Here is a 16,347-nt window from a genome sequence, read left to right as displayed (position 1 = left end):
CAATATCAAGGTTCTACCCAACCCTCTTCCTTCCGGCAAAACCGAAATCTGTGGCGTTCCTACAAAGAGCTCTTATTACCCCCTCCCTATCCTCTTCCGGTAGAGCTTCGTTTACGAGAAGGTACTCCTCCAAGATAGTAGTATCAAAAATGAGTGGGTTGTCGGTGTTAAGGGAAACTCGGAGCTCCATCTTCTTAATAAGCTCCTTTAACCTAACTACTAAGTGCTCCTTGTAGTCCACAAGTCCCCTTATGTAGAGGTTTGAAGAGGGACAGGCCTCCACAACGATACCTCTCTTAACCACAAGGCCGAGAGTAACTTCCTGAATCTTCTTCAAAAACTCCAACTGTTCCTCAAAAGTAAAGTCTGCTCCTCTATCAAGAAGAGGGTCAAGGGAAAATTTCTCTTTCATTAACCTTTTAAACTTTCCATACTCCCTAAAGAGCCTCATCAAAAAGGTATGGCAGACTTTAAACTCCTCCCTGCCAGATTCCCCACTTTCCTTCCACAGCCTTCCGTGAAGGGAAGTATCCCCATGAAGGACGAACTCAAACTTTAAGGACTCGTAAAGGTTAACCAAGAAGAGGCGAAAATCCCAAGCGTTTAAACGCTCCTTAAACGTAGTCTTAAAAACCTCTGAGAGAAAAGACAGCTCCTTCAGCCTGAAGAGCTCCCTTAAAACCCTTTCACCGTAGTGGGAAAGTTCCGGATGTTTATAAGTCATGTAGTTTAACCAGAGGAGGTGGAAGAAATAATAGAGGGGAGAAATTTTTATCTGTCTGTGCTTTAAAGAGTAGCTCTCAACGTCAAGCCCTAAAACGAGACCGTGACCAATCCGGTCGCCACTTTGGAGCTCCAAAAACTTTACAGCCTCGTAAACGTTCTTTAAACCTGTTGCAAGGTCAACAAAGTCCTCTCCGGCGTGGTAGGTAAACTTTAGATGAGGATGGGAAAGTTCCTTAAGAGCCGGTATGTAGTGGTGAGCCTTCTTCTTCCAGAAGGAGAAAAGGGGAGCAAATACCCACGGGGGAGTCCAGTACTCCTGAGAGGCACAGTCTATTCCTACAAGGAGAGAAACGTACTCTCCGTTAGCCCTTAAGAAGTTCGCAAGCTCCTTAGACTCCCTATAAACCTTCCTACGGAACTTGGAAAGATTTTCAAAATCCTTAGAGCTTTGCATTTTCCCAAAGTGGAAAATGATTCCAAACTCTTTCTTTGCATATTCCTCTTTCCATGAGTCTATACTCTTCTTCCACTCAACTAAAGACTTCCAGCGTGGATACATTCTCAGTTCAACAGAAGAAAGTTTATCCTGTTCAAAAAAGAACTTCTTATAAACCTCATCTGCAAAGTCAGAAAACCTGTAAGAACCGTCAAAAACACGAACACCGTAGACAAAGGGGTTTCCTTTAATGAACTTGTCAGAAAAGTAGTCAAGACCTCTATAAAACCTATCGTGAATGTTTAAGGTGTAGAGCTCGTTTAGAGAGATTATGAATATAAGACTTGCTAAAACCTCCTCATCTTTCGCGTCTTCATCAAAGAGACAGGAGACAGCCTTAAAAAGCGTTTTCTCAAAGGAAAAATCCTTTAAGTAGTCTAAATAAAGAGGAATCGGAAGGGATTTTTCAAAAGCCCAGAGTTGATGACACAGAAGAGCAAAAAAGTTTATCTCCTCAATTCTCTTTTCCTTATCCCGACAGTTTTCCTCTTTATTTTCTTCATTACAGGAACAGTCTCCCTGAGGTCTAAGCTTTTTTTCCAGTAAAGACTTCCTCTCAAGAACGGCATAAGAGTTAGCAAGGAGTTTAAGTAAGGAAATGACCCTTTTTTCTACCTTCCTCTGCCACTTTCTTATAAAGAAGTGAAGCCTCCTTACGACAAAGTCTATAACGTCTGAGAACCTGTAGGCAAGGCCGGCGTGAAGGTGGAGCTCTTTGAGGTCATCAACGTAGTAGGGAACGTCGCAGTAGTGTTCTATCTTTATCCTTTCGGGACAGGGAAGTCCTTTTAATTTGTGAAAGGCAAAGATAGGGAGCTCCTTAACAACAGAAGAGGTAGCAATTTTAAAGAACTGTAAGTCCCGAATTTTATAGCCGTCAAAGAGGAGCTCTACTATCTGTTTTAAAGCGTCCCTGTAGCAGTCAAGGACTGTTTTCTTATCCTCCCAGAGGTGGGTAAAAAGGTCTGAAATGTAGTAGTGGAGCTCTCCATAAAAGGTAGGGTGATTGAAAAGGGTTCTGTGGAGCTCTTTCTTTAAAGACTCAACAACCTCCCTATTCCTAACGTTCCAGAACCTAACTATTTTGTTGAAAGTTTCTATACTACTCCAAAGTGTCAAATAAGGCTCAAGAAGAAGCCTCTTGGTCTCCACCACCTTCCTCTTTTAGACCACTTCTCTTTCTTAGGATTTCTAAATCCTTCTCTATACCATCTTTTACTTCTTTCCATTTATCTTTAAAGAGCTTCTTGAGGTATTCATCAGGATTGTCCAATCCATCGTATAGAACAGCCCGTATTAAAGGAGCTTTAAAAGCTTCCCTGTATATCATCCAACTGACCCTTTCCTCTCCACTCAATTCTTCTCTAAGAATTTTCAAAATAGGAGAAGGAGCTATCCAAAAAGGAAATCTCTGAACTACTTGATCTCTAAATTTCTCGCCAATCCAAGTTTCAAGATTAGAAAGAAAAATCAAGAGACTATTTCTTATCCTTTCCTTTATTTCCTTCTTCCTCTCTCCACAAATATAGGCGGTTTCTGAGATATCTTCCTCCTCTATTTCTCTCCAAACAAACTGAAATATCTCCCGTATCCGTTTATCACCAATTTCATCTAAAATTTCCTCAAAACGTCGTTTAACTTCTCTTATTTTCAAACGCTCTCCTTTACAGTTTAATATTTTCTTTAAGTTATAAAGCTCTTCTCTTATTAATAACACTCTATCTTTTGGTAAATCTTCTTCCTTGCTAATTACAAAACTTCTGAAAAATTTTTTTGGCATACCATATTCAGTAATTCTTGGCAGATAAAGAAGACGATACCAAAGATTCAAATAAATAAGCTCAAAAGCTAACAACTTTGCTATTCCCGAAGAAGGAGATATAAAAGGATTAGGAAACTTTAACTCTCTCAAGGCTTCCATTAGTTTATCCCAAAAATTAGCCAGAGTCTTCTCCACTTCCAAAAATTTTAGAGAGACTGGAGTGTCCGAGAGATATATCAGAGACAAAGTAACATAGCATATAGGTAGTTTAATTTCAGCGAAGGAGAAGAGTATCTTTTCTAATGAAAGGTACTCATTACCAGCCTTAATGATAATCATTTCCTCAGATTCTAAAGGAGAAAAAACATTTTCTCTATGTATATTCGGCAAATTAACTCTTAGAATTTCTTCCGAACCCACTAAAAATTCGTAAAGTTCAAAATATTCATCGGCAAAAATATCCAGATCAAAATTCAGACTTCTCCACATATTATAAAAAGACAAAATCTCTTTTTCATTATCCTTCTGTTTTATAAATCTCCCTTTATTTGTATGTTTGTTTCTAAGAATATTTTTAACCAAAAATTCCCATAATACTAAACGAGGGAAATTCCTCATAAGACCATCCATAAAGAATATGTTTTCATTGAACCAAACCCAGAAAAGAGCCCCTACTTTCTTTTTTCCCTCTATACCAAGAATTAACGGTAGGGTAGATTGTCTTCCTTCGTCATATAGAAATTCAGGCAACTTTCCTTTCTCTACCGCTTCCTTCAAACGGAGCATTAATGTTTCTACTTCTGAGGGTTTCCCTAAATCATCAGCCTTAAAATAATATCTACCTTCAAAGGAAATAGCGACTTTTACCTTTTTAACTTTCTGATATATGTCGCTAAAACATAAATCTATTATACGTACTTTTAGAAGGTTATCATTGAACACAAATCTTCCGTCCCTAAATTCACAATAGTTTTCTATTTTCTTTTTAACCTCTTTCAGGATAAGAATAAGTTCTCTCATAGTAAGTCCATTAAAGAGAATCCTAAAGGGCAAAGAGTCCAACGACAGCAAACGAATTATAGGTAGAGCTTCTAAAAAGCTTTTAACAGAAACTTCTGGAGAGCTCTCTCCCGGTTGCCACTTAACTTTTAGGTAATCTCTTACAAGTTCATAAGAAATTTCGGGTATATGAACTGAATGAACGGCAAAAGTCTTTTCTAAAAACGATTTAGCTACATCTTTTCTACTATTTTTCTGGTCATTGTTATTTTCTTCAGTTTCTTTCCTCTGAACCTGAATCCACTTTTCTACAGCATCGGTTAAGTTTGAATAATTACCTGCAGCCACAACAATAAGTTTGGGATGACTTAAAAACATGTAAATTTCAGTTAAAATACGCTGAAGCCTTTCAAGGGGAAAGCTTATATCAAGGTCATCAAGGAAAAGGACTATAAAAGTCTTTTTCCTCTCCAAAACCTTGCAATATTCATCTATCAACTTGTAAAGTTTTTTCCTAAACTTTAAATCACTTCTATCAAGCCGTTCCTCAAGATTTTCCTCCTCTTTTATTTCATCGCAGTTACCATTACACCTTTTTAAGTAAGAAGGAAAGTATTTAATCGCCTCATACAAATACTCCAAAAGTTCTTTCTCACAAGAGAATTCTTTTTCTATTCTTTCCTTTAACCAACCGAGAAAGTAAAAAGTGATGCTCATCGTATTTACCGAAGTATCAAGAACATCGTCTATAATTTCAAAGTGAAGCTCTTTTAACTTTTCAGGAATACCCTCGTATTCTGAAACTTTTGAGAGAATCTCCTTTATCGTAAGCAATACTGTTGTCTTTCCACTCCCCCTTCTTCCGTCTATAAAAAGGTTATTAGGCGTATATCCTTCACTGTTTCCTCTAACAGAAACAATGTCTACAAGTTTATTCAAAGCCTCTTCTACTACATCACCGAGGGCTCTCTCCCTCCACCTTTCCCCCAAGCTGTGAGCTCCCTCTATTGTTAAGTCAATTACTCTTTCCATAAAGTTCCCCCTTAGCATTCTTGGGAAAATTTTTCTTATTCTACCATTTCCCCCTACAGGTTATAATTTGGACAAAACTCCTTTTTGACTTAGGGAGAAGAGCATGGACAGGGAAATCATTGAACAGCACGTTACGATGGAAGAATACGAAAGAATCCTTAAGCTTCTTGGGAGAGAGCCAAATTTAGTTGAACTTGGAATTTTCTCTGCTATGTGGTCTGAGCACTGCTCCTACAAGTCCTCCCGTCCCCACCTTAAAAAGTTCCCGACAAGTGCACCGTGGGTTGTTCAGGGACCCGGCGAGAACGCCGGAATAATAATGGTTGACGAGGAAAAGGGCATATGTGCAGCCTTTAAGGTGGAGTCCCACAACCACCCATCCTTTATAGAGCCCTTCCACGGAGCAGCTACGGGAGTTGGTGGTATCTTAAGGGACATCTTTACAATGGGCGCAAGGCCAATTGCCTGTATGGACTCTTTGAGGTTTGGAGAGCTCCACGACCCCCGTATGCGCTACATCGTTAAGGGAGTCGTTTCCGGAATAAGCCACTACGGAAACTGTGTAGGCGTTCCAACGGTTGGAGGAGAGGTTTACTTTGATTCCTGCTACCAGACAAACCCCCTTGTTAACGCCTTTGCCCTTGGAATCGTAAAGAAGGAAAAGATTTTCTACGCAAGGGCTACCGGCGTTGGAAACTCCGTTATATACGTTGGAGCAAAAACGGGAAGGGACGGAATTCACGGCGCTACGATGGCCTCTGAGGAGTTTTCCTCTGAGGAGGAAGTTGAAAAGAAGGTAAACGTTCAGGTTGGCGACCCGTTTATGGAGAAGCTTCTCATAGAGGCCTGCCTTGAGGCGATGGAGAAGGACGGAATTGTCGCCATTCAGGACATGGGAGCGGCAGGACTAACCTCCTCCTCTGTTGAGATGGCCTCCCGCGGTGGAGTTGGAGTAGTCCTCTACCTTGACAAAGTCCCCACAAGAGAAGAGGGGATGACTCCCTACGAGATAATGCTTTCAGAGTCTCAGGAGAGGATGCTCGTAGTCTGTGAGAAAGGAAAGGAAGAGGAGATAATTGAGGTATTTAGAAGGTGGGAGCTTGACGCCTGCGTAATTGGAGAAATCATAGAAGAGCCCGTTTTAAGGCTCTTCTGGCACGGCGAAAAAGTTGCAGAGCTCCCCGTAAAAGCCCTCACAGAGGAAGCTCCAGTTTACTACCGTCCATTCAAAGTTCCGGCATACATACTTAAGAACGCCTCCTACGACCAGAACAACCTCCCCGAGCCAAAGGACTACAACGAGATAGTAAAGAAGCTCCTTGACTCCCCGACAATTGCAAGCAAGCGCTGGATTTACAGGCAGTATGACCACATGGTTCAGATAAACACCACAGTTTACCCCGGCTCTGACGCTGCAGTTTTAAGGATTAAGGAGAGCAAGAAGGGAATAGCCATAAGCTCAGACTGTAACTCCCGCTACTGCTACCTCAACCCCTACGAGGGAGGAAAAATCGCCGTTGCAGAGGCGGCAAGGAACGTCGCCTGCAGTGGAGCGAAACCAAGGGCAATAACCGACTGTCTGAACTTTGCAAGCCCTGAAGACCCAGAAATTATGTGGCAGTTTGTAAAGGTAACAGATGGAATGGCAGACGCCTGTAAGGTTCTTGAGACACCGGTGGTAAGCGGAAACGTTAGCTTCTACAACGAGACTGCAACAGAAAACGGCAAGCGAGCTGTCTTCCCAACACCGACGGTCGTCTGCGTTGGAGTCCTTGAAGACGTTGAAAAGAGGATGACCTCCTTCTTTAAAGAAGCAGGCGACGTAATAGTTCTCCTTGGAGAGAACACAGGTAACATATCCGGCTCTGAGTACCAGAAGCTCGTAGAGGGAGAGTTTAAGGGAAGGGGACAGACGATAGACCTCAGGTTTGAGAAGACCCTACAGGACGCCATAGTGGAAGCTATAGAGAAAGGGCTTGTAAAGAGTGCCCACGACGTATCTGAAGGAGGAATTGCTATTAACCTCTTTGAGTCTGCCTTTGAAAAGGAACTCGGATTTGAGGTTGAGTTTGACGAGGATTTACGCACAGACTTCTTACTCTTTGGAGAGGAGCAGAGCAGGATTGTAATAACAGTATCCCCTGAAAAACTTACCGAAGTCCTTGAATTCTTTGAGAAGAAAACAGTTCCTGCAAAGGTCATAGGAAAGGTTACGGATACAGGCAGGGGAGTGATAAGACATAAGGGTAAAGAGGTGGTGAACCTGCCAATCAAGGAGTGTAAGGAAATCTACGAAACCTCCTTAGAGAAGAAACTTTCAGGTGAGCACTAAAGGAAGGAGCTCCTTTACAGACAAGTTCTACCTTGTTTACCGGGTGGGAAGGTTCGCCTTCTCAGCCGGTCTCTTCTTCCTTTTCCTCTCCCTTTACTCCTTTGACAAGCTTCCCTTCCCCGAAAACTCAATTACGATTTTAGCCATCTTTCTGGTTGTAAGCCTTGCCCTCCTATTCCTCTCAAGAGCTCCCCACCTCTTTGAGTTTATACTTGATGAGCTATTCATATTCGTTTTGGTACTTGACAAAATCTTTAGCTACAGCTTCTTCTCAATCTTTCTGATGTTTCCCGTTTTCTTTTCCTCCTTAACGCTGAGCAGGAAGGGAAGCTACACCACAACAGCCCTTGCCCTCCTTTTTAACTTTGGCTACCTTTTAACGGGCGAAAAAGACGGGGGATTCGTAGAGTCTGCAATACAGTCCCTCCTCATAAGTATTGCACTAATCGCAATGATGCTTGCAGGCCAAAGGCTCAAAAAAAAGCTTGAAGCTCAGGAGGAGTACATAGCCTCCTTAGAGAAAGAGAGAGAGCAGAACAGAGTTTATAAGAGACTCTACGAGATAAGTGCAGACTTAGCCCATGAGCTTAAGAATCCATTAGCGTCACTCAAGGGAGCTGTGGAGCTCCTAAAAGAAGGAAAGGTAACCCCGAGATTACTTGAGATTATCCACAGCGAGACTGAACGCCTTGACGGAATAGTAAGGGACTTTTTAACACTTGCTAGGCCGATTTCTTCTGAAAAGCGTAAAGTATCCCTTCCCTCCATCATAAGAGAAATCATCCAGAACTTGGGAGAAAGTAAGGAATACACCCTCAACTTAGAGGATGTAGAGATAGAAACCGACGAAAGGGCCTTTCGCTCTGCCATTGAGAACCTGATAAGGAACGCCTTTCAGTGGGCAGAGTCTAAGGTGGCTGTCTCGTGTAAGAAAGTGGGAGAAACTGTTGAAATTTCCGTTGAGGACGACGGCCCCGGAGTTAAAGAGGAAGAGAAGGAGAGGATATTTGAACCCTTCTACTCAAATAACCCCAAAGGGTCTGGGCTCGGACTGCCGATAGTTAAAAGGTTTGTAATTGAAAACAAAGGAACAATACAGGTTGAGCGTAGTCCCTTAGGGGGAGCTAAATTTGTAATGAAGATACCTTTAAAGTTAGAGAAGGAAAGATGAGAACTCTTATCTTAGAGGACGAGAAGAACATAAGAGAAATCCTCTCCATAGTAGTGGAAGAGTTTGACTTTGAGATAGACGAGGCAGAAACCCTCCTTGAAGCTTTAGAGAAGTTAAAGGAGAACTCCTACGAGCTCCTCCTCGTTGACCTGAGGCTTCCAGACGGCTCAGGAATGGAGGTTGTAAGGCAGGTAAAGAGGGAAAGGCCAGAAACGGAAGTGGTGATTATAACGGCCTTTGCCTCAACAGAAACGGTAAAGGAAGCCTTTGAGCTCGGCGTTTACGACTACATAGAAAAGCCCTTTAAGATTGAGGACTTAAGGTTAATACTAAGGAACTTAAAGGAGAAGCTCACCCTAAAGGAAAAACTCAAGCAGGAAAGCATTCCAGAACTTATAGGTCAGTCTCCAGCCATAGAGAAGCTAAAGGAGATAATCCGAAAAATAGCTCCCTACGATGTAAACGTTCTAATTCTTGGAGAAAGTGGAAGTGGAAAGGAGGTTGTAGCCAAGGCGATTCACAATCTAAGCAACAGGAGTGATAGACCCTTCGTTGCAATAAACTGCGCTGCCCTGCCTGCAGAGCTCCTTGAAAGTGAGCTCTTTGGCTATAAAAAAGGAGCCTTCACGGGAGCTGTAAAGGATAAAAAGGGGCTTATAGAGAAGGCCAACGGTGGAACTCTCTTCCTTGATGAGATTGGAGATATGCCCCTATCTTTGCAGGCAAAGCTCCTTCGCTTCCTTGAAACTAAAAAGTTCATACCCTTAGGCTCAACAGAGGAGAGGGAAGTTGACGTAAGGATAATAGCCGCAACCAATAAGAACTTAAGGGAGGAAATAAAGAAGGGAAACTTTCGTGAGGACCTTTTCTACAGGATTGCAACTATAGTCGTTGAAGTTCCACCCTTAAGGGAAAGGAGAGAGGACATTCCACTCCTTGTAGAGCACTTTGTCAGGGAGTTTTCAAGTAAGTACGGTAAGGAGGTAAAGAAGGTTTCAAAGGGGTTCATTGAGTACCTGATGGAGCTCCCCCTTGAAGGAAACGTGAGGGAGCTCAGGAACATAATTGAGAGGGAGGTAATTCTCTCAGAAAACGGCGTAATAGGCGCTGGCTACCATAGAAAGGACAAAACTACCGAAGGAAAAGAGCTCATAGGGATTCCCGAAGAGGGAATTGACCTTAAGCAGATTCTTAGCGATATAGAGAGGAATTATCTCATCAAAGCCCTTGAAAAAGCCGGCGGGAAAAAGAAAAAAGCGGCAGAACTACTGGGTCTAACCTTTAGGGAATTTAGGTATAGACTCTCAAAGTACGGAATTAGAGGATAGCCCCCAAAAGGGGGCTGTTAAGTTTAACCTTCAGATTTTTCTTCAGACTTTTCTTCTTTCTTCTCACTAATTTCTGGAGCGCTTACTTCCTCAATCTCAGCAAGCTCTATGAGCCTATCAAGGGCCTTCTGCCTCAGGACATCCTGCCTTACCATTCCAAGAAGTCCCCTCTCTTCAAGGGACTGCCTTGCCTGAACGTAGTCGCCTCCAAAGGCTGCTTCTGCAAGCTTTTGAATCTCAGCATCCAAGTCTTCATCGGTAACTTCTATACCCTCAAGCTCGGCTACCTTCTCAAGGAGAAGCTTCACCTTAACGGTCTTCTCAGCAGTTGGTCTAACCATCTCAACGATTGCTTCAGGATTCACCTGCCTTACATCAACGCCAAACTGGGCAAGGCGACGTAGCTGAGCCTCTGCCTGAGCCCTTATCTCAAGGTTTAGCATGGATGGAGGAACAGGAACGTTAACCTTATTCAAGATGGCGTCAACAATCTGATCCTCTATCTCTTCCTGCTCCCTCGTCTCCTCTGCAGTCTCAAGGTCTTCCCTTATTCTCTTTCTCATCTCTTCAACGCTTTCAAAGCCGAACTTTTTGGCAAACTCGTCGTTGACTTCGGGAAGCTCCTTCTCCTTAACGGACTTAACCTTAAACTTAACAGAAACTTCCTTTCCAGCAGCTTCCCCGTACTTCTCCTTCTCCTCAGGAGCTTTGAAGGTTACCTCTCCCTCTTCTCCTGCCTTCTTTCCGATAACTTCCTTCTCTATCTCAGGCCAGAGCTGGTTCTGACCGATAACAACGGCTACGTTACCGGTATGGGCTTTCTCTTCTCCCTCAATCTTTGTCTCGTATTCAATCTCTACTAAGTCGCCTTCCTTTACTTCCCTATCAACTTCTTTCCAAGTTGCAGCCTGATTTCTCAGTCCCTCAACGACCTTTTCAACATCTTCGTCGGTTATCTTCCTCGTCGTCTTCTTTACTTTGATTCCCTTGTAGTCTTCCGGTTTAAGCTCTATCTCAGGCTTAACCTCAAGGAGGAGAACAACTTCAAAGCTGTTGTTGTTAAGGTCTAAGCTGTAGTCCTCAACTCCGGGGTCGGAGATGAGCTGAATGTTCTCTTTCTCAACAACTTCCCTCAACTTCTCAGAGACGAAACCTCTAAAGAGGGCGTCCCTGATTGTGTCCTCGTAGTACTTCTTGATGAGGTTGACGGGAGCTCTGCCGGGCCTAAATCCCGGAATCTTGGCAGACTTTCTAATTTCCTTGCAGATATCGTTTACCTCTTTCTCAAGCTCCTGTGGCTCTGCTACAAGCTTTACAGCGTAGAGTACCTCGCTCCTCCTCTCAACTTCGTATGCCATCTATTTCCTCCTTTCTTTTCTTACTCTTCCCATTACTTTAAGAGGCAGGCTCCAAACCTTTGTAAAGGCTGCACCTGCCTTATGGTCAAAGGCATCCTTCGGGCTATAGGTTGCAAGGTCCTCAACGTAGAGGGAGTTGGGAGACTTCCTTCCAACTACCTGAGCGTTTCCTTTAAAGAGCTTAAACCTGACAGTTCCGGTAACAAGGGGAGCTATCTGATTGTTAAAGGCATCAAGGGCTTCCCTTAACGGAGTAAACCAGAGGGCCTCATAGACGAGCTTAGCGTATGGATGTTTAACGTGGCTCTGCTTGTAGTGGTAGGTGAACCTGTCAAGGACTATGCTCTCAAGCTCATCGTAAGCCCTTATGAGGAGAAGTCCCGCAGGGGACTCGTAAACCTCCCTTGACTTTATGCCGACAAGCCTGTTCTCAACCATATCAACACGGCCGTAGCCGTGCTTTCCTGCTATCTCGTTTAAGTCCCAGATTAACTTCCAGAGCTCTTCATACCTCTTCCCGTTTATGGCAACAGGAGTTCCCTCTTCAAACTCTATCTCAACGTACTCAGGCTCGTCGGGAGCTTCAAGTGGGTTCTTGGTTAGAACGAAAGCGTCCTCAGGAGGCTCTGCGTAAGGATCCTCAAGGGGACCTGCCTCTATGGCAACTCCCCAGAGATTCCTGTCGTAGGAGTAGGGCTTTTCTTTTGTCGCAACGACGGGAATACCGTGCTTTTTGGCGTACTCTATCTCCTCTTCCCTTGACTTAAACTCCCATTCCCTCACAGGGGCAAGAACTTCAATGTCCGGGTCAAGGGCCCAGACAGAAGCCTCAAACCTAACTTGGTCGTTACCCTTACCTGTTGAGCCGTGGGCAACGTAGTCTGCTCCAACCTCGTGGGCAATCTCTACGAGCTTTTTAGCTATTAAAGGTCTTGATAGAGCTGAAAGGAGAGGGTACTTGCCCTCGTAGAGGGCTCCAGCTCTCATTAGTGGAAGGCAGTACTCCCTTGCAAACTCCTCCTTAACGTCGTCAATTACGGCCTCAACTGCTCCTGATCTTTTAGCCTTTTCCTCTATCTCTCCCAGCTCTTCACCCTGACCAACGTCTGCCGTGTAGGTTATAACCTCAAATCCCCTGTCTGTCAGCCACCTTACTATAACGGAGGTATCAAGACCTCCTGAATAAGCAAGAACCACTCTCTTACCCACGCTTTCCTCCAACTTCCTTTGGGTTGTGGAATTTTACGACAAAATTGTTGACAGTGTGAAGTGTAGGTGCTATATTCCCTCTTGCACGTGGCGACGTAGCTCAGGTGGTCAGAGCGGGCGGCTCATACCCGCCAGGTCGGTGGTTCGACTCCACCCGTCGCCACCAAATTTTTTTTATAGTCCAGCTTTATGCTAAAAGAAAAAGTCCTCAAAACTATAAAAAAATTTCAGCTAATTCCAAAAGGTTCAAAAGTTCTCGTTGCCCTTTCCGGAGGTCCAGACTCGGTAACTCTCCTCCACGTCCTCCTCTCTCTAAAAGAAGAACTACAGATAGAGGTTTTCGCTGCCCACCTTAACCACATGCTAAGGGGTGAAGAGTCAGAAAGGGATGAGAGGTTTGTTAAGGAGCTCTGTAAAAAGTGGAACGTCCCCCTCCTTACAGGGAGGGTAAACGTAAAGGAAATTTCAAAGGGAAGAAACGTTGAAGCCGTTGCAAGGGATGTAAGGTATAAGTTCCTGAATGAAAAACTAAAGGAAATAGACGGAAACCTCATAGCCACAGGCCACACAGCATCAGACCTTTTAGAAACAGTCCTCCTCAACTTAGCTAAAGGTGCAGGAGTAAAGGGCTTAAGAGGTTTTCTACCAAAAAGGGACAGAATAGTTCGCCCCCTCTTTGAAGTAACAAGGGAAGAGGTTGAAGCTTACGTAAAGGAAAAGGGGTTACCCTTTGTCGTTGACAGCTCCAACCTTTCTACAGAGTACGAGAGAAACCTCTTAAGGCTAAAGGTTGTTCCTGTCCTAAAGGAGATAAACCCGTCAGTAGAAACGGCAGTTCTGAGAACTACGGAAATCCTCAGGGATGTGGAGGAGTTTTTAGAGCTCTCCGTAGAACCTCTCCTAAGGGAGTTCTTAAAGGACGGGAAATTCTGCATCCCGTTAACCGAGTTCAAAAAGCTTCACGATGCCCTTAAGAAGGAGTTAATCACAAGGGCTTATAGAGCTCTTACGGGAGAATCCCTATCCTACGAGAACGTTTCATCTGTAATCTCCCTCCTAAGGAAGGAAGGTTACAAAGAGGTAGAACTTAGCAAGGGTTTTATCGCCTACCGCGACCAGAGGGAGCTCTGCATACAGAGAAAAGAGGAAGGAGATGTTAAACCCTTTTATTTTGAAGTCAGGGAGCTCCCTGCAAAAGTGGACACTCCTGTCGGAACCCTTTTCTTTGAGAAAGACAGAGGGAAACCTGTAGTTTCCTACGAGGAGTTCAAGGAAAAAGGTATAATTATCAGAAGTCGCAAGCCGGGGGACAGACTTATTTTCCGCAGGTTCTCCAAACCACTAAAAAAGTTCCTGATAGAGAAGAAAGTACCAGCTAAAGAAAGGGACAAATTACCCATCGTCATTTCGGGGGACAGGATTATCTGGATTCCCGGCCTTTACAGAGCATATATTAATGATACCCACGTAAGCTACGTCGGCGTGAGGTTTGAAAAAAGTGACTCCAAAGGTTTTGATACCGGAAGAGAAGATAAGGCAGAGAGTTCAGGAACTTGCTGATGAAATATCAGAAGCTTTCCAAAATACTCCCGTAACAATTATATCGGTTTTAAAGGGAGCTCTCGTCTTTACGGCAGACCTTATGAGGTTTCTGAAAAGTAACGTTGAGGTTGACTTTATAAGGGTTAAGAGCTACAGGGGAGAGAAAAAGGAAAAGCTTGAAGCCACATACAAACCGGAGCTAAACCTCAAAGGGAAGAACGTTCTAATAGTTGACGACATCTTTGACACTGGTGAGAGCCTCCAGTTCGTCTACAGAGAAATCGCCCAACACTCTCCGGCCAGCATAAGGACCTGCGTCCTCCTTGAAAAGGAAGTAGAGAGGAAAGTTGACATAAAACCCGACTTTGTCGGATTTAAGATTCCCAACCGCTTTGTTGTAGGTTACGGACTTGACATCAACGATATGTACAGGGAGCTCCCATACATTGGATACCTTGATAAATAAACTAAAGGAGAAAAGAGGATGGAAAAAATGAAAGAAGTTGGAAAAAGCTTAGCCCTCTGGCTGGCAATAGCTCTCCTTGTTATCTTAGCATTCAACTTCTTTAATTCAGAACAGCTCAAAAACCACGCAGAACCCTTCTCAACCTTCGTTCAGCAGGTAGAAAAAGGGGAGATAAAGAAAGTAATCATTCAGGGACAGAAGGTTATCGGCATAACTGTAGACAACAAGCCTTTTGAAACCTACATGCCTCCGGGATACAACGACATAATCAAGAAGATGACTGAAAAGGGCGTTGAAATTGAGGTTAGGCCAGAGGAGGGAAGTCCGTGGTACATAACTGTCCTCGTCTCTTGGCTTCCGATGATATTCCTGATACTCCTCTGGCTAAGCATGATGAGACAGATGAGCGCCGGTAGCAACAAGGCACTCTCCTTCGCAAGGAGCCGCGCTAAAGTGTTCATAGACAACAAGCCCAAGGTTACATTTAAGGACGTTGCTGGAATAGATGAGGTAAAGGAAGAGGTTGCAGAGATTGTTGACTTCCTGAAAAATCCCAAAAAGTACCAGCAACTCGGGGGAAGGATTCCAAAGGGAATACTCTTAGCCGGAGCTCCGGGAACGGGTAAAACCCTCCTTGCAAAAGCAATAGCCGGAGAGGCAAACGTTCCCTTCCTCTCTGTCAGCGGTTCAGAGTTTGTTGAAATGTTTGTAGGTGTTGGAGCATCAAGGGTTAGAGACCTCTTTGAGCAGGCAAAGAAACACGCTCCCTGTATCGTCTTCATTGACGAGATAGACGCCGTTGGAAGGAAAAGGGGAGCAGGTTTCACCGGCGGTCACGATGAGAGGGAGCAGACCCTCAACCAGCTCCTCGTAGAAATGGATGGATTTGAGAGCTCCGAAGGAATAATCGTCATAGCGGCGACAAACCGCCCGGACATCCTTGATCCGGCACTACTAAGACCCGGTAGATTTGATAGACAGATATACGTTCCACTCCCCGACGTCAAAGGAAGGCTTGAGATTCTCAAGATACACACGAAAGACAAGCCCCTTGCAGACGACGTTGACCTTGAGGTAATCGCCCGCTCCACTCCCGGATTCTCAGGAGCAGACCTTGCAAACATAGTAAACGAGGCTGCACTCATAGCTGCAAGGAAGAACCACGGAAAGATAACGATGGAGGACTTTGAAGAGGCAAAGGACAAGGTTACAATGGGCATTGAAAGAAAGAGTATGGTACTTTCTGAGCAGGAAAAAGTAACAACGGCCTACCACGAAGCCGGCCATACCCTCGTTGCCAAACTCCTCCCCAATGCCGACAAGGTTCACAAGGTTACAATTATCCCCCGCGGAAAGGCATTAGGAATAACTCAGCAACTACCGGAAGAAGATAGGTATACCTACACGAAGGAGTATCTCCTCGATAGGCTCTGCGTCCTCTTCGGCGGAAGGGTTGCAGAGGAGCTGGCCCTTGGGACTATATCCACCGGCGCAGGTAACGATATAGAAAGAGCAACCGAAATTGCCCGTAAGATGGTAGCCGAGTGGGGAATGAGCGAGAAAATAGGCCCCATTGCCGTGAAGCTCCGGGAAGAGTTCGGAGAGCCTTCAGAGCTCGTTAGCGAAGAGATGAAGAGGCTCATAGACAAGGAAGTTAAGAGAATCATCAAGGAGACCTACGAAAGGACAAAGGAACTCATAGCAAACAACATGGATAAGCTGGAAAACTTGGCCAAAGCCCTCCTTGAAAGGGAAACCTTAGTGGGAGAGGAAATTGACTTAGCGATGAAAGGAGAACTTCCTTCTTCCGACACCGACTCAAAAACTCCTCCAACCTCCGGAGGAAAGAAGGAAGAAGAGAAGAAGAGTAAAGAAAAAGAAGAAAGAATAGAAGGTTTCGGACTCAATCCACAGCTGGAGGCTTAA

General features: G+C 44.2%; 10 protein-coding genes and 1 tRNA gene. 7 read left to right on the top strand and 4 right to left on the bottom strand.

The annotated features are described in order from the left end of the window. Positions 1–13 precede the first annotated feature (13 nt). Together CLV27_RS02915 and CLV27_RS02910 are read right to left on the bottom strand one after the other, a co-directional pair. Complete coding sequence (locus tag CLV27_RS02915; protein WP_132525658.1) at positions 14–2,374, bottom strand: amidohydrolase family protein; 2,361 nt, start codon at positions 2,372–2,374, stop codon at positions 14–16. Further along, entirely contained in the window at positions 2,349–5,015 is a 2,667-nt protein-coding gene (locus CLV27_RS02910; protein WP_132525656.1) for a hypothetical protein, read from the bottom strand. The genes CLV27_RS02915 and CLV27_RS02910 overlap by 26 nt, the downstream gene beginning before the upstream one ends. Positions 5,016–5,118: 103 nt before the next feature. Here CLV27_RS02910 and purL point away from each other — a divergent pair, with 103 nt between their 5' ends. The 3 genes from purL to CLV27_RS02895 are packed head-to-tail and all read left to right on the top strand — an operon-like array spanning position 5,119 to position 9,846. Further along, entirely contained in the window at positions 5,119–7,347 is a 2,229-nt protein-coding gene (purL, locus tag CLV27_RS02905) for a phosphoribosylformylglycinamidine synthase subunit PurL (RefSeq protein ID WP_132525654.1), read from the top strand. Further along, complete coding sequence (locus CLV27_RS02900; protein WP_132525652.1) at positions 7,337–8,518, top strand: sensor histidine kinase; 1,182 nt, start codon at positions 7,337–7,339, stop codon at positions 8,516–8,518. The genes purL and CLV27_RS02900 overlap by 11 nt, the downstream gene beginning before the upstream one ends. After that, the gene (locus tag CLV27_RS02895) at positions 8,515–9,846 is read left to right on the top strand and encodes a sigma-54-dependent transcriptional regulator (RefSeq protein ID WP_132525650.1); all 1,332 of its coding nucleotides are present in this window, start codon (positions 8,515–8,517) and stop codon (positions 9,844–9,846) included. The genes CLV27_RS02900 and CLV27_RS02895 overlap by 4 nt, the downstream gene beginning before the upstream one ends. 23 nt (positions 9,847–9,869) lie before the next feature. Here the strand turns inward: CLV27_RS02895 and tig are convergent, their stop codons facing one another. After that, positions 9,870–11,204 carry a trigger factor gene (gene tig / locus CLV27_RS02890; RefSeq protein ID WP_132525637.1) on the bottom strand — a complete coding sequence of 445 codons (1,335 nt, stop codon included), beginning with the start codon at positions 11,202–11,204 and terminating at the stop codon, positions 9,870–9,872. Further along, positions 11,205–12,413: an argininosuccinate synthase gene (locus CLV27_RS02885; RefSeq protein ID WP_132525635.1), complete on the bottom strand. Its 1,209-nt coding sequence runs from the start codon at positions 12,411–12,413 to the stop codon at positions 11,205–11,207. A gap of 89 nt (positions 12,414–12,502) precedes the next feature. Here CLV27_RS02885 and CLV27_RS02880 point away from each other — a divergent pair. The 4 genes from CLV27_RS02880 (at position 12,503) to ftsH (ending at position 16,347) form a co-directional block, all read left to right on the top strand. Beyond that, positions 12,503–12,579 (top strand) — tRNA-Met (locus CLV27_RS02880). Between the two features lie 23 nt (positions 12,580–12,602). Continuing rightward, positions 12,603–13,973: a tRNA lysidine(34) synthetase TilS gene (gene tilS, locus CLV27_RS02875; RefSeq protein ID WP_132525633.1), complete on the top strand. Its 1,371-nt coding sequence runs from the start codon at positions 12,603–12,605 to the stop codon at positions 13,971–13,973. Next, on the top strand, positions 13,912–14,421 hold the full coding sequence (gene hpt / locus CLV27_RS02870) for a hypoxanthine phosphoribosyltransferase (protein ID WP_132525631.1): 510 nt from the start codon (positions 13,912–13,914) through the stop codon (positions 14,419–14,421). Before tilS ends, hpt begins: the two co-directional genes overlap by 62 nt. Positions 14,422–14,439: 18 nt before the next feature. Beyond that, the gene (gene ftsH / locus CLV27_RS02865) at positions 14,440–16,347 is read left to right on the top strand and encodes an ATP-dependent zinc metalloprotease FtsH (protein ID WP_132525629.1); all 1,908 of its coding nucleotides are present in this window, start codon (positions 14,440–14,442) and stop codon (positions 16,345–16,347) included.

It is taken from the genome of Phorcysia thermohydrogeniphila (genome assembly GCF_004339575.1).
Lineage (GTDB): Bacteria > Aquificota > Aquificia > Desulfurobacteriales > Desulfurobacteriaceae > Phorcysia > Phorcysia thermohydrogeniphila.
This window is presented reverse-complemented; position numbering and strand designations above follow the sequence as displayed.

Bases quoted from the DNA above. Each gene is read 5' to 3' on its own strand.
- CLV27_RS02910 (WP_132525656.1), bottom strand. From the start codon at position 5,015: ATGGAAAGAGTAATTGACTTAACAATAGAGGGAGCTCACAGCTTGGGG.
- purL (WP_132525654.1), top strand. From the start codon at position 5,119: ATGGACAGGGAAATCATTGAACAGCACGTTACGATGGAAGAATACGAA.
- CLV27_RS02895 (WP_132525650.1), top strand. From the start codon at position 8,515: ATGAGAACTCTTATCTTAGAGGACGAGAAGAACATAAGAGAAATCCTC.
- tig (WP_132525637.1), bottom strand. From the start codon at position 11,204: ATGGCATACGAAGTTGAGAGGAGGAGCGAGGTACTCTACGCTGTAAAG.
- tilS (WP_132525633.1), top strand. From the start codon at position 12,603: ATGCTAAAAGAAAAAGTCCTCAAAACTATAAAAAAATTTCAGCTAATT.
- ftsH (WP_132525629.1), top strand. From the start codon at position 14,440: ATGGAAAAAATGAAAGAAGTTGGAAAAAGCTTAGCCCTCTGGCTGGCA.